At 41.7% G+C, this 13,904-nt stretch carries 11 protein-coding genes, 2 tRNA genes and 2 rRNA genes (1 of these 15 cut by a window edge); 11 read left to right on the top strand and 4 right to left on the bottom strand.

What is annotated here, in order from left to right; genetic code table 11:
• The first annotated feature begins 147 nt into the window (after positions 1 to 147).
• Positions 148 to 732, top strand: a complete 585-nt coding sequence (locus tag HRK21_RS03565) for a peptidylprolyl isomerase (RefSeq protein ID WP_003726864.1) — start codon at positions 148 to 150, stop codon at positions 730 to 732.
• Positions 733 to 812: 80 nt separating this feature from the next.
• Positions 813 to 1,208 carry a hypothetical protein gene (locus tag HRK21_RS03560; protein WP_070006494.1) on the top strand — a complete coding sequence of 132 codons (396 nt, stop codon included), beginning with the start codon at positions 813 to 815 and terminating at the stop codon, positions 1,206 to 1,208.
• 39 nt (positions 1,209 to 1,247) lie between these two features.
• On the opposite strand, the gene HRK21_RS03555 is transcribed toward HRK21_RS03560, so the two are convergent.
• A complete protein-coding gene (locus tag HRK21_RS03555) occupies positions 1,248 to 2,609 on the bottom strand; it encodes an aspartate kinase (RefSeq protein ID WP_070006493.1) in 1,362 nt (453 codons plus the stop codon).
• Between the two features lie 243 nt (positions 2,610 to 2,852).
• Here HRK21_RS03555 and HRK21_RS03550 point away from each other — a divergent pair, with 243 nt between their 5' ends.
• The gene (locus HRK21_RS03550) at positions 2,853 to 3,167 is read left to right on the top strand and encodes a PTS sugar transporter subunit IIB (protein ID WP_003739659.1); all 315 of its coding nucleotides are present in this window, start codon (positions 2,853 to 2,855) and stop codon (positions 3,165 to 3,167) included.
• Between the two features lie 40 nt (positions 3,168 to 3,207).
• On the opposite strand, the gene HRK21_RS03545 is transcribed toward HRK21_RS03550, so the two are convergent.
• The 3 genes from HRK21_RS03545 to HRK21_RS03535 form a co-directional block, all read right to left on the bottom strand.
• Complete coding sequence (locus tag HRK21_RS03545) at positions 3,208 to 3,888, bottom strand: ABC transporter ATP-binding protein (RefSeq protein WP_003728415.1); 681 nt, start codon at positions 3,886 to 3,888, stop codon at positions 3,208 to 3,210.
• Entirely contained in the window at positions 3,888 to 4,991 is a 1,104-nt protein-coding gene (locus tag HRK21_RS03540) for an ABC transporter permease (RefSeq protein WP_003739658.1), read from the bottom strand. Before HRK21_RS03540 ends, HRK21_RS03545 begins: the two co-directional genes overlap by 1 nt.
• Positions 4,992 to 5,129: 138 nt before the next feature.
• Positions 5,130 to 6,296 carry a MalY/PatB family protein gene (locus HRK21_RS03535; RefSeq protein ID WP_070006492.1) on the bottom strand — a complete coding sequence of 389 codons (1,167 nt, stop codon included), beginning with the start codon at positions 6,294 to 6,296 and terminating at the stop codon, positions 5,130 to 5,132.
• Between the two features lie 153 nt (positions 6,297 to 6,449).
• Here HRK21_RS03535 and yugI point away from each other — a divergent pair, with 153 nt between their 5' ends.
• From yugI to HRK21_RS03495, 8 genes are all read left to right on the top strand, one after another.
• On the top strand, positions 6,450 to 6,803 hold the full coding sequence (gene yugI / locus HRK21_RS03530) for a S1 domain-containing post-transcriptional regulator GSP13 (RefSeq protein WP_003739656.1): 354 nt from the start codon (positions 6,450 to 6,452) through the stop codon (positions 6,801 to 6,803).
• Between the two features lie 149 nt (positions 6,804 to 6,952).
• Entirely contained in the window at positions 6,953 to 7,360 is a 408-nt protein-coding gene (locus HRK21_RS03525; RefSeq protein WP_003739655.1) for an NUDIX hydrolase, read from the top strand.
• Positions 7,361 to 7,461: 101 nt separating this feature from the next.
• Positions 7,462 to 8,814, top strand: coding sequence for a glucose-6-phosphate isomerase (locus HRK21_RS03520; protein WP_069888443.1), 1,353 nt, complete (start codon positions 7,462 to 7,464; stop codon positions 8,812 to 8,814).
• Between the two features lie 105 nt (positions 8,815 to 8,919).
• Positions 8,920 to 9,678, top strand: coding sequence for a DeoR/GlpR family DNA-binding transcription regulator (locus HRK21_RS03515; RefSeq protein WP_003722392.1), 759 nt, complete (start codon positions 8,920 to 8,922; stop codon positions 9,676 to 9,678).
• A gap of 350 nt (positions 9,679 to 10,028) precedes the next feature.
• A 16S ribosomal RNA gene (locus tag HRK21_RS03510) occupies positions 10,029 to 11,578 on the top strand.
• A 130-nt stretch (positions 11,579 to 11,708) separates the two neighbouring features.
• Positions 11,709 to 11,782 (top strand) — tRNA-Ile (locus HRK21_RS03505).
• 46 nt (positions 11,783 to 11,828) lie between these two features.
• Positions 11,829 to 11,904: transfer RNA gene (locus HRK21_RS03500), tRNA-Ala, on the top strand.
• A 172-nt stretch (positions 11,905 to 12,076) separates the two neighbouring features.
• Positions 12,077 to 13,904: ribosomal RNA gene (locus HRK21_RS03495) — 23S ribosomal RNA — on the top strand; it runs 1,104 nt beyond the window's last position.
• The 16S and 23S rRNA genes sit together here with 2 tRNA genes alongside, the layout of an rRNA operon.

Below are 13,904 nucleotides of genomic sequence, written 5' to 3'. Positions count from 1 at the left end.
GGATGTGCATTTTTGGTTAAAAAAATTGTCATTTGGGTTTCAGCTGTTATACTAGTACTGTATCTGATTGCTGTCGTTGTTAATTTGCTTATTATTTGGCTACGTTAGTAAACAATAAATTAAAACAAAAGAAGGAGTTTTTACAATATGACATACCCACAATTATCAAAAGAAGTGGCACCTAACGAAATTGAAGCAGAAATGATTACTAACCGCGGAACTATCCGCATCAAATTGTTCCCTGAAATTGCACCAAAAACAGTAGAAAACTTTGTAACACATTCCAAAAACGGCTACTATGATGGCCTTATTTTCCACCGTGTTATCCCTGAATTCATGATCCAAGGTGGCGACCCAGACGGCCGCGGTACTGGTGGTGAAAGCATTTGGGGCGAATCTTTTGAAGATGAATTCTCTACAGAAGCTTTCAACCTACGCGGAGCTTTATCCATGGCAAATGCTGGTCCAAACACAAACGGCAGCCAATTCTTCATCGTTCAAAAACCAGATATGCCTGCTGACATGCTTGGCCAAATGGAACAAGCTGGCTTCCCAGTAGAAATTATTGAAGCTTACAAACAAGGCGGAACACCATGGTTAGACGGTCGCCACACAGTTTTCGGTCACGTAATCGAAGGCATGGACGTAGTAGACGAAATCGCCAACCTACCAACTGGCATGCAAGACAAACCAGTGAATGATGTTGTGATTGAGAAGATTAATATTAAATAATGAATGAAGAGCACTTTCATAGAAAGTGCTCTTTTCGAGTGAACTTTTAATAGTAATTTCAGACAGGAGTTGAGAAATCTGTGGAAACATCGCGTCCAATAAAAATCAACAACCAACTAATATACGGCAGAGACAAAACATGGCTTGAAAGCTTACACCAAAACACCAACCAACTTATAATAACCGTCGAAATTGATTTTGAAGATGAAAGCACGCTCCAAAAAATAGTTTTTAACGGACTTATTTTCTATTCATCAACCGAACTTGATACCTACGAAAAAAGTAAATGGAGTTCTAGTTGGTTAACCAGCCAAAGCAATTTCGAAATAATCGAGCAGTCAGATTTAATAAACGAGCGAGTGAAAATAAGAAGTGACTATAACATCCAAGCTTTCAAGCATTACCGGATTAGTACGTATGATTACATTATTGATGTAATAGCAAAAAACTATCAATTAAAGGAAGCTCATAAATAAAACAAGTTTCTCATCGATAAGGATGAAAAACTTGTTTTTTTAGACTAAGATCTCTGAAAAAAATTCATTATATAGTGCGCGAACCGCGGTGTTTTCCTGCTCTTCTTTCACGCCAAACATAATACTCACCTCAGAAGACCCTTGATTAATCATTTCAATATTTACTTTCGCATCGGATAAAGCTTTCGAAGCACGAGACGTTATTCCAACATTATGGCGCATGGCCTCACCAACAACCATAATCAGTGAAATCCCATGTTGCATAATCACTTGGTCCGCATTCAATTCTTCTTTCAAACGAGACATAATCGTCCGCTCTGTATCTTCGCCAAACTGATTTTCGCGAATAATAATCGTTAAATCATCAATCCCAGAAGGCATATGTTCATAGTTCAACCCGGCATCTTCCAGTATTTGCAACACTTTCCGTCCGAAGCCGATTTCCCGGTTCATTAAATATTTACTAATATAAATGCTACAAAAACCGTCATCGCTAGCAATTCCAACGACTGGACCATTGTTATTTTCGCGTTCATGAACAACACGTGTACCACAAGAATCAGGATTGTTCGTATTTTTAATATGCACCGGAATACCTGCATGAAAAGCCGGAATCAGCGCTTCATCGTGAAAAACAGAGAATCCAGCATATGAAAGTTCACGCATTTCTCGGTAAGTAAGCTCAAGTACTTTTTTCGGATTTTTCACGATAGCGGGATTGACTGCGTAGACTGCATCCACATCCGTAAAGTTCTCGTATAACTCGGCTTGGGCGCCATTTGCCACAATTGCTCCAGTAATATCAGAGCCACTTCGAGAAAAGGTGCTAATTTCGCCGTCTTTCGTATAACCGAAAAATCCTGGGAAAACAATAATGCCTTCTCTTTCTCGAAGTGCAAACAAACGATCATAAGATTCTGGTAAAACTTGCGCGCTTGCATGTTTATCTGTCACAAGTAAACCGGCATCTTTAGGATTAATATAATTAGCGTTTAAGCCTTTAAATTTAAAGTAAGCAGCAATTAATTTTGCGTTATTATCTTCGCCACTAGCTTTCATGCGATCTAAAAATTTATCAGGATCGCTTTTATCTGAAGAGATAGTCGCTTGTAAATCTGCGCGAATTTGATTGATAATTTCGTCGCTCATCCCTGTATCTAGCGCTATCCCCGCATATCTTGCAATGACAGATTCAAACAATTCGCTCGTATCTTCCCCAAGAAGTGCCTTTGCCGCACAATCAATAAGTAAATCGGTCACCTTTGTATCTTCCTTGAAACGTTTACCTGGTGCAGAAACAACAACGATTTTCCTATCAGGGTCTTCCGTTACAAGTTGGAAAACCTTATTTAATTGGATCCCCGATGCTAAAGAGCTTCCGCCAAATTTAATTACTTTCATGCAACACACTCCTGATCTGAATTTTTTTCTCCCGAAAGTGGTGTTTTTGGATGATGCGAAATTTTCTGACCTTTCGGATAAAGTTATTGTCTATTATCGCTCTTTTCACGTGAAATCGCAATGGTTTTTCGCATTTTTAATTATTTTTCCTATACCCCGGTAGTTTACTTGTTTAAAAAGCTAAAGGTAGTTATAATAAGAGTGTACAAAGAAAGTAGCCTTAATCTGAAAGGAAAGATTACGATGAAAAATATTGTTTTAGTATGTGCGGCAGGGATGTCAACAAGCCTTTTAGTAACAAAAATGCGTCAAGCAGCAGAAAGTCGTGGAGAAGCTTGCGAAATTGAAGCATATTCTATTGCTGAAGTAAGTAACTTAATTGACGATGCAGATGTAGTATTATTAGGACCACAAGTACGTTATCAGAAAAAAACAGTGGATGAATTAGCTGCTGGGAAAATTCCAGTAGATGTTATCGACATGGCGGCTTATGGTACGATGAACGGTGAAAAAGTACTAGGTCAAGCATTAGACTTAATCAACGGTTTCCAAAAATAAACAATAAAAAAACCTGTGTGGCTTTTGCCACGCAGGTTTTTTAGCTTTCTTGGGTAAGTATTCCGTCTTCCATACGATATACATGGTTGACTAAATCTAGCATACGTTCGTCATGTGTTACCATGATTGCTGTTCGGCTCGTTTGCACAACTTCATTCCGGATAAGCTCGACAACTTCACGACTTCTTTCTGTATCAAGGCTCGCAGTTGGTTCGTCGGCTAAAATAACGGAAGGTTGATTAATAAGCGCGCGAGCAATAGCGACACGTTGCTTTTGACCGCCAGATAAATCTTTTGGATAGAAATTTGCGCGATCGCTAATGCCAAGTTGGCTTAGAAGTGAAGCTGTATCTTTTTCAAGCTCCGCCGCACTTTTCCCAGCCATTTTTCCAATAAAGCTGATTTGATCTTTTACATGTAAATAAGGAACCAGATGAGCTGCTTGGAAAATAAAGCCGATTTCTTCTAAGCGGAGAGCCGTTTGTTCTTTAGAAGATAAGTTTCCGACAGATTTGCCGTTAATAGAAATCGTTCCGCCAGTCGGTGTTAATAGCGCTCCGGCAAGAGAAAGTAGCGTACTTTTACCAGAACCACTCGGGCCAACAATCGCGATTAGTTCGCCTTTTTTAGCTTCAAAGTTTGTTTCCTTCAGTGCATGAATAATTGAAGGACCGGATGGGTAATCTTTATACACCTTATCAAAAGATAGTAGAGTTTCCATTATTCATCACCTCCTCGAATAGCATCCAACGCATCTACTTTAGCGATTCGTCTAAGTGATAGAAGAGCGCCAAATAAAGCGACTAAGAAAAACAAACCACTATAAAGTGCAATCGTCATCGGACTTAATCTAAATGGCATTGCTGCTGGCATAATGCTTGGTAAAATCAGCGTTACACCGACACTAATTAAAATACTAATAATCGAAATAATCACCACTTGGGTAATAATGCTCTTAACTAAGTAGCTAGTTTTTGTACCCAATGCTTTCAAAATACCAAATTGCGTTGTTTTTTGAAGCGTCATAACATAGAAGAACGCGGTTAAAATAAATCCGCCAATAATGATTAAGAAGAAAATCATCATGTTAAGTGTCATTTGTTCCGCCGAGTAACCTGGAATTTGATTTAAAAACTCTTTGTGATCGATCGTCGTTAAATCTTTATCCGAAAGGGTTACACCTTTATCAGGATTTTCTGTTTTAATCGCAATAGTACTTGTTTGCGGAATTTTTTGGTGATATAAAACAGGATTGATTTCTTGCCAAGTCGCGATATTAATATAAACAACGGGAGCATGGCTATACTTTTGATTTTCCGTAAAGCCGACAACTGTTAATTCTCTATTTAAAATATCATCCATCAAAACATCGCCAATTTTGATTCCGTCTGACTTTAAGGAAGAATCAACGACGATTTCGTCAGGTTTTGTCACTTGTATGTTAGCTCCGTCAGAAATTTTTGGAGCGAGAAAGCTATCTGGTTGAATACCGAAAAGTGCGACACTAAACTTTTTATCGTCACTTTCCCGTTTTAATGTTTGCATAGATTGACCGAGAACCGCAGCGTCCTTTACATTCGCATCTTTTTTTACATCAGCGAGTTTGGATTCTGGGAACTGGGATCTAGATAATTTGTCTTGGGCGTCTTTGCTGAGCACATAATATGGAACCCCGTTATCTGCGACAGATGAAGCATTATCATAAGCAAGCCCGTTTGCCAGCCCTGATAAAATAAGTGATAGTAACATAATTAAGACCATGATGCCTGTTACTAAAATATAGCGCAACTTAGAATAAACTAATTCACGAAGCCCTAAAAACATCGGTTATACCAACTCCTTTAAATTTATGTAAACGGAAAATGCACACTATTTCACTTTCCAAAGAATAGTATACCAAAGCTATATTCAATTTCCTAAAGAAAGAAACTAAGTATTTGCAACTTAGTTTCTCAAAATAAGTTATTTTTTTAAGCCTTGAATCAAAAGTTTCACAGCTTTTTCTAAAGTTTCTTTTGGACAGGCGATGTTAAAACGGACAAAGCCTTTCCCGGAATGTCCAAATCCAGAACCCATTTGAACACCAACGCCAGCTTCAATTAAATCAGCGTAAATCGTTTTTTCGTCTTTTGGCAGGGCACGGCAATCAAGCCACATCAAATAAGTTGCTTCTAAGTCCGTCACGCCAACTTCTGGTACTTCTTTTTCGAGTGCTGCTTTGACATATTCGTAGTTACTATAAATATATTCTTTCAGCTCTTTTAACCAAGGTGCACCGTGACGATAAGCTGCTTCTGTACCAACAATCCCAAAGACATTAAGCCCGTTAGTCGTAGCGTACTTTTGCTCCGCAGCGAATTTGGCCTGATAATCTTTATTCGTAATAATATAGTAGGAAGCTTTAATAGCCGCTAAGTTAAATGTTTTTGTAGCCGCCATCAACGTAATAATTTGATCTTGATAAAACGATGCTGCGACCATCATTGGTACATGTTTATGATTTTTCATCACTAAATCAGCATGAATTTCATCCGAAACAATCGGAATTTGGTACTTCTCACATAGTCTCGCTAACTCCACAAGTTCTTCTTCGGTGAAACAACGTCCACCAGGGTTTTGTGGATTGCATAGAAGGAATAATTTTACTTTTTCTTCTTTCATCCGTTTTTCTAAATCGGTAAAATCCATTCGATATTGCCGATTTTCATATATAAGTGGCGACATAACCACTTTCCGTTCAGTGGCTTTTGTTACATTGAAAAATGGCGGGTAAATGGGCGAAACCATTAAAACCGCATCACCTTCATTTGTGAGAGAACGAATCGCTAACGAAATTGTCGGAACAACCGCTCCATTAAAAAATAGCGTGCTCGGATCGATTTCAAACTGATGCTGCTCTTTGTTCCAATCAATAACAGCTTCGACAAGTGCTTTTGACTTGGTCGAATAACCGAAAATCCCATGATCGATTTGACGCTGAAATGCATCAAGTACTGGCTGGGGCGCACGGAAATCCATATCCGCTACCCACATCGGAATAATATCTTTTCTGCCAAATAATTCTTCTGCCCCGTCCCACTTCTCTGAATTAGTTCCAATACGTGGAATGACTTCATCAAATTGACTCAAATATGTCACGCTCCTTCTCTTTCATTCGCCTCAATTATAGCATAAATTCTACCCAGAAAGCTCACCATAGAAGGATTTAGAATAATTGTTAAAGTTTCGCCTAAGTGTTATAATTTATAAAATATTGTAAGGCTGAAAGTAGGTGGAATGAGGATGAGTACATTCAAAGTAGGAGATGTAGTTTCTGGTAAAATCGCAGGAATTCAAAGCTACGGAGCATTTGTAGCGCTAGATAATTCGACACAAGGCTTAGTTCATATTTCAGAAATCACGCATGGCTTTGTCAAAGATATCCATGATTTTCTAGAAGTTGGGCAAGAAGTCAAAGTGAAAATTCTAGATATTGATGAAGAAAAAAATAAAATCAGTCTTTCTATTAGAGCAACAGAAGAAGCACCAAAAGAACAACCAATTAAAAAGAAATCAGTTTCATCTAGCGAAAACGACGAAGGTTTTAACACTTTGCGCGATAAACTAGAAGAATGGATTAAAAAAGCAGACAAATAAAACCCCTTATCAGCCTAGTTACCAAGCCCTTTTTCAGGGAGATGAGCTAGGCTGATAAATTTAATTGACTAAAATTTTAGAAAAAGGGAATAGTTAGTAATAATTTTCTATTTATTCAATATTATAAAATAGTCAAAAGGGGGATTTACATGAAAAGGTCTATTCATGTGCAGGCATTTGTATATAACGAGAAGAAAGACGAGATACTAGTGGTAAGAGATCGTAATTTGACATGGGCGTTTCCAGGAGGACAAGTCGAAACAAATCAAACAATGGAAGAAGCGCTAGCGAGTAAAGTGAAAGAGCAGACAAATATCGATATAGAAATAGAGTCTATCTTACACTGCAAAGAACGTCGTGCTACATGGGAGCACGTCTGTACATTTGTTTTTCGAGCAAAACCTGTTGGGAGTGTGCTTCTTGCTTCCGATAACGACAATGTGTTTCGGGTAAAATGGATACCTATCCCCCTCGCAGATGATTTATTAGCTGTAGACCAATTATCATTAAACGAACTAGTCAGAAGCGAGGGAGTCTTATATGAAAACTATACCTAATTTTCAAAAAGGCACAAAATTCAGAAGGTCAAGCCTTGCTAAAAAGCACTGATTGATATAAAGTTAGTAAAGAAACTTTTTTAAAATTTGGAGGGAAAATAATGACACATATTAAATTTGATTATTCCAAAGCGCTCCGTTTTTTTGAAGAACGCGAACTTGATTATCTTGAACCAGCAGTAAAAGCAGCTCATGATTCATTACATAATGGTACAGGTGCTGGTAATGACGCACTTGGTTGGATTAACTTACCAACAGATTACGACAAAGAAGAATTTGCTCGTATCAAAAAAGCAACCGAAAAAATCCACAGTGACTCCGACGTATTAATCGTTATCGGAATCGGTGGTTCTTACCTTGGAGCACGTGCAGCAATCGAAACTTTAAATCATTCCTTCTATAATGTACTTGAAAAAGGTGCGCGTAAAACACCTCAAGTATTCTTTGCGGGAAATAGCATCAGTTCTTCTTACTTACATGACTTAATTGAAGTAGTTGGCGACCGTGACTTCTCTGTTAACGTTATTTCTAAATCCGGAACAACAACAGAGCCAGCAATCGCTTTCCGTGTTTTCAAAGAACTTTTAATCAAAAAATATGGCGAAGAAGGCGCGAAAAAACGCATTTACGCTACAACGGATAAAGCAAAAGGCGCACTAAAAACATTAGCTGACAACGAAGGCTACGAAACATTTGTTGTTCCAGATGATGTTGGCGGACGTTTCTCCGTTTTAACTGCAGTAGGTTTACTTCCAATCGCAGTTAGCGGTGTTGATATCGATGCTCTTATGAACGGAGCAGCAGCAGCTAGCAAAGATTTCGACAAACCAGAACTTAAAAACAATATTGCCTACCAATACGCAGCAGCTCGTAACGTTCTTTACCGTAAAGGAAAAGTAACAGAACTTCTAATCAGCTATGAGCCAGGCTTGCAATACTTTAACGAGTGGTGGAAACAATTATTCGGTGAAAGTGAAGGTAAAGACAAAAAAGGTATTTACCCATCCAGCGCGAACTTCTCCACTGACTTGCACTCTATCGGTCAATATATCCAAGACGGACGCCGTAATCTTTTTGAAACAGTTATCAAAGTGGATAAACCACGCCACAACATAACTATTAATAAAGAAGACGTGGATTTAGATGGCTTAAATTATCTTGCAGGTGAAACAGTTGATTTCGTTAATACAAAAGCATTTGAAGGAACACTTCTAGCACATACAGACGGCGAAGTTCCAAACTTTGTTGTAGAAGTACCAGAACTAGATGCATATACTTTTGGTTACCTAGTATACTTCTTTGAAAAAGCAGTAGCTATCAGCGGTTACCTAAATGGCGTAAATCCATTTGACCAACCAGGTGTAGAAGCATACAAAGCCAATATGTTTGCATTACTTGGCAAACCAGGCTTCGAAGACAAAAAAGCAGAACTAGAAAAACGCTTAAATGATTAATTTTCATTTCCAAACCTTGGGGCCAATGGCTCCAAGGTTTTTTTGTTTGTTTGCGATTTTCCTCTATTGGAGTTACCATATAGTTAAACAAAAGGAGGGGAAGAAGTGCTATCTATCGAACGAAAACGCGCCATCGTCCAATATGTCAAAAGCCGAAAAATAGCAACAGTTAGCGAATTAGCTAAACATTTTGAAGTCCATGAAGCAACCATTCGCCGCGATTTAACCTCTTTAGAAAAAGACAAAAAGCTAAAAAGAACCCACGGCGGAGTTATGATAGAGGAAAAAGTAGTTTCCGAACCTAATTGGAAAAAACGAAGCGAAGTGCGCTACGAAGAAAAACAACGCATTGCCACATTAGCAGCGACAATGGTCAAAGACGGCGATACAATCATTCTTGACGCCGGAACAACAACCGGACACATCGCAACCGCATTAAAAGACCGATCCAAACTAACCGTCATAACAAACGATATCAATGTAGCTTCCATTATGCGCTTTTCTCCGTCTAAAGTAATTGTGACAGGCGGCGTTATCTACCCAGAAACTTTCATCCTTAATGGTATGATTACAAGCGGAACCTTGCAGAGCATTCACGTACATAAAGCATTTGTAACCACACCAGCGCTCGATATCGACAAAGGCTTAATGCACTACGACGAATACCTAATCCCAGCTAAGCAACAAATGCTCCACTCAGCCGATGAAGTAATCTTAGTAACAGACCACACCAAGTTCGGTCGCATTTCGCTCTATAAATACGCAGCCTTAGACGAAATCTCTTCTATTATCACTGGAAAAGAAATAGATCCAGTATTAAAAGAACAATTTGAAGAAAAAGGAATGCAAATTTATACAACATAATGTTTTAGAAGCGCCATTTAATCACTAATTTATACACCAAATCCATCTTTTTTCATCTTTATTTAAAAAACTTTGTAAAAAGTATTGACGAAAGGCAAAAATCTTGGTATATTTATAAACGTTGCTGATGCGGACAAAACGCTTTCGCAGCAAAAGAAACTGACCTTTGAAAACTGAACAAAAAAGAAGACGAAAAGCAATGAGACGTAAAGTCTCACTGGTAATCGCAGGGCAGAAAACAGAAAGCTGTTTTCAACAAAACAAACTAGTAATTTAATTGCTAGCGAAGTCAATTTGACGCAAGGAATCTTATTCACGGTGTTGAATAAGTATTCAAATTCAATTTATATTTTAAAGAGAGTTTGATCCTGGCTCAGGACGAACGCTGGCGGCGTGCCTAATACATGCAAGTCGAACGAACGGAGGAAGAGCTTGCTCTTCCAAAGTTAGTGGCGGACGGGTGAGTAACACGTGGGCAACCTGCCTGTAAGTTGGGGATAACTCCGGGAAACCGGGGCTAATACCGAATGATAAGATGTGGCGCATGCCACGCCTTTGAAAGATGGTTTCGGCTATCGCTTACAGATGGGCCCGCGGTGCATTAGCTAGTTGGTAGGGTAATGGCCTACCAAGGCAACGATGCATAGCCGACCTGAGAGGGTGATCGGCCACACTGGGACTGAGACACGGCCCAGACTCCTACGGGAGGCAGCAGTAGGGAATCTTCCGCAATGGACGAAAGTCTGACGGAGCAACGCCGCGTGTATGAAGAAGGTTTTCGGATCGTAAAGTACTGTTGTTAGAGAAGAACAAGGATAAGAGTAACTGCTTGTCCCTTGACGGTATCTAACCAGAAAGCCACGGCTAACTACGTGCCAGCAGCCGCGGTAATACGTAGGTGGCAAGCGTTGTCCGGATTTATTGGGCGTAAAGCGCGCGCAGGCGGTCTTTTAAGTCTGATGTGAAAGCCCCCGGCTTAACCGGGGAGGGTCATTGGAAACTGGAAGACTGGAGTGCAGAAGAGGAGAGTGGAATTCCACGTGTAGCGGTGAAATGCGTAGATATGTGGAGGAACACCAGTGGCGAAGGCGACTCTCTGGTCTGTAACTGACGCTGAGGCGCGAAAGCGTGGGGAGCAAACAGGATTAGATACCCTGGTAGTCCACGCCGTAAACGATGAGTGCTAAGTGTTAGGGGGTTTCCGCCCCTTAGTGCTGCAGCTAACGCATTAAGCACTCCGCCTGGGGAGTACGACCGCAAGGTTGAAACTCAAAGGAATTGACGGGGGCCCGCACAAGCGGTGGAGCATGTGGTTTAATTCGAAGCAACGCGAAGAACCTTACCAGGTCTTGACATCCTTTGACCACTCTGGAGACAGAGCTTTCCCTTCGGGGACAAAGTGACAGGTGGTGCATGGTTGTCGTCAGCTCGTGTCGTGAGATGTTGGGTTAAGTCCCGCAACGAGCGCAACCCTTGATTTTAGTTGCCAGCATTTAGTTGGGCACTCTAAAGTGACTGCCGGTGCAAGCCGGAGGAAGGTGGGGATGACGTCAAATCATCATGCCCCTTATGACCTGGGCTACACACGTGCTACAATGGATAGTACAAAGGGTCGCGAAGCCGTGAGGTGGAGCTAATCCCATAAAACTATTCTCAGTTCGGATTGTAGGCTGCAACTCGCCTACATGAAGCCGGAATCGCTAGTAATCGTGGATCAGCATGCCACGGTGAATACGTTCCCGGGCCTTGTACACACCGCCCGTCACACCACGAGAGTTTGTAACACCCGAAGTCGGTAGGGTAACCTTTATGGAGCCAGCCGCCGAAGGTGGGACAGATAATTGGGGTGAAGTCGTAACAAGGTAGCCGTATCGGAAGGTGCGGCTGGATCACCTCCTTTCTAAGGAAAAGGAAACCTGTGTGTTTTCGTTCTTCTACATTTGTTCAGTTTTGAGAGGTTACTCTCTTTTTATGTCAGATAAAGTATGCAAGGCACCATGCTTGAAGCATCGCGCCACTACATTTTTGACGGGCCTATAGCTCAGCTGGTTAGAGCGCACGCCTGATAAGCGTGAGGTCGATGGTTCGAGTCCATTTAGGCCCACTTTTTCTTTCTGACACAAGAAATACAACGAATCCTATTCTTTTATGGGGCCTTAGCTCAGCTGGGAGAGCGCCTGCTTTGCACGCAGGAGGTCAGCGGTTCGATCCCGCTAGGCTCCACCAAAATTGTTCTTTGAAAACTAGATAAGAAAGTTAGTAAAGTTAGCGTAGATAAGTGATTATCTATGACACAAGTAACCAAGAATCATCTGAAAGTGAATCTTTCATCTGATTGGAAGTATCATCGCTGATACAGAAAATCAGAAAAACAACCTTTACTTCGTAGAAGTAAATTGGTTAAGTTAGAAAGGGCGCACGGTGGATGCCTTGGCACTAGGAGCCGAAGAAGGACGGGACTAACACCGATATGCTTTGGGGAGCTGTACGTAAGCGTTGATCCAGAGATTTCCGAATGGGGGAACCCACTATCTTTAGTCGGATAGTATCCTTACGTGAATACATAGCGTAAGGAAGGCAGACCCAGGGAACTGAAACATCTAAGTACCTGGAGGAAGAGAAAGAAAAATCGATTTCCTGAGTAGCGGCGAGCGAAACGGAAAGAGCCCAAACCAAGAAGCTTGCTTCTTGGGGTTGTAGGACACTCTATACGGAGTTACAAAAGAAAGTTATAAATGAAGCGGTCTGGAAAGGCCCGCCAAAGACGGTAACAGCCCGGTAGTTGAAATGGCTTTCCCTCCAGAGTGGATCCTGAGTACGGCGGAACACGTGAAATTCCGTCGGAATCCGGGAGGACCATCTCCCAAGGCTAAATACTCCCTAGTGACCGATAGTGAACCAGTACCGTGAGGGAAAGGTGAAAAGCACCCCGGAAGGGGAGTGAAACAGTTCCTGAAACCGTGTGCCTACAAGTAGTTAGAGCCCGTTAATGGGTGATAGCGTGCCTTTTGTAGAATGAACCGGCGAGTTACGATTTGTTGCAAGGTTAAGCGGAAAAAGCGGAGCCGTAGCGAAAGCGAGTCTGAATAGGGCGCATAAGTAACAGGTCGTAGACCCGAAACCAGGTGATCTACCCATGTCCAGGATGAAGGTAAGGTAATACTTACTGGAGGTCCGAACCCACGCACGTTGAAAAGTGCGGGGATGAGGTGTGGGTAGCGGAGAAATTCCAATCGAACTTGGAGATAGCTGGTTCTCTCCGAAATAGCTTTAGGGCTAGCCTCGAGGTAAAGAGTCATGGAGGTAGAGCACTGTTTGGACTAGGGGCCCTTCTCGGGTTACCGAATTCAGATAAACTCCGAATGCCATGTACTTATACTCGGGAGTCAGACTGCGAGTGATAAGATCCGTAGTCGAAAGGGAAACAGCCCAGACCACCAGTTAAGGTCCCCAAATATATGTTAAGTGGAAAAGGATGTGGGGTTGCTTAGACAACCAGGATGTTGGCTTAGAAGCAGCCACCATTGAAAGAGTGCGTAATAGCTCACTGGTCGAGTGACCCCGCGCCGAAAATGTACCGGGGCTAAACATATTACCGAAACTGTGGATGAACCTCTTTAGAGGTTCGTGGTAGGAGAGCGTTCTAAGGGCGGTGAAGTCAGACCGGAAGGACTGGTGGAGCGCTTAGAAGTGAGAATGCCGGTATGAGTAGCGAAAGAAGGGTGAGAATCCCTTCCACCGAATATCTAAGGTTTCCTGAGGAAGGCTCGTCCGCTCAGGGTTAGTCGGGACCTAAGCCGAGGCCGATAGGCGTAGGCGATGGACAACAGGTAGAGATTCCTGTACCAGTGCTAATTGTTTAACCGATGGGGTGACACAGAAGGATAGGGAATCGCACGAATGGAAATGTGCGTCCAAGCAGTGAGTGTGAGAAGTAGGCAAATCCGCTTCTTGCGAAGCATGAGCTGTGATGGGGAAGGAAATTAAGTACGGAAGTTCCTGATTTCACGCTGTCAAGAAAAGCCTCTAGGAAGAGTAGTACTGCCCGTACCGCAAACCGACACAGGTAGATGAGGAGAGAATCCTAAGGTGAGCGAGAGAACTCTCGTTAAGGAACTCGGCAAAATGACCCCGTAACTTCGGGAGAAGGGGTGCTCTATTAGGGTGCAAGCCCGAGAGAGCCGCAGTGAATAGGCCCAGGCGACTGTTTAGCAAAAACACAGGTC

Origin of the sequence: Listeria monocytogenes (genome assembly GCF_013282665.1) — a bacterium.
Classification (GTDB): Bacteria; Bacillota; Bacilli; order Lactobacillales; family Listeriaceae; genus Listeria; species Listeria monocytogenes_C.
The sequence above is the reverse complement of the archived record's forward strand: the minus strand, read 5'-3'. Positions and strand labels throughout refer to the sequence as shown.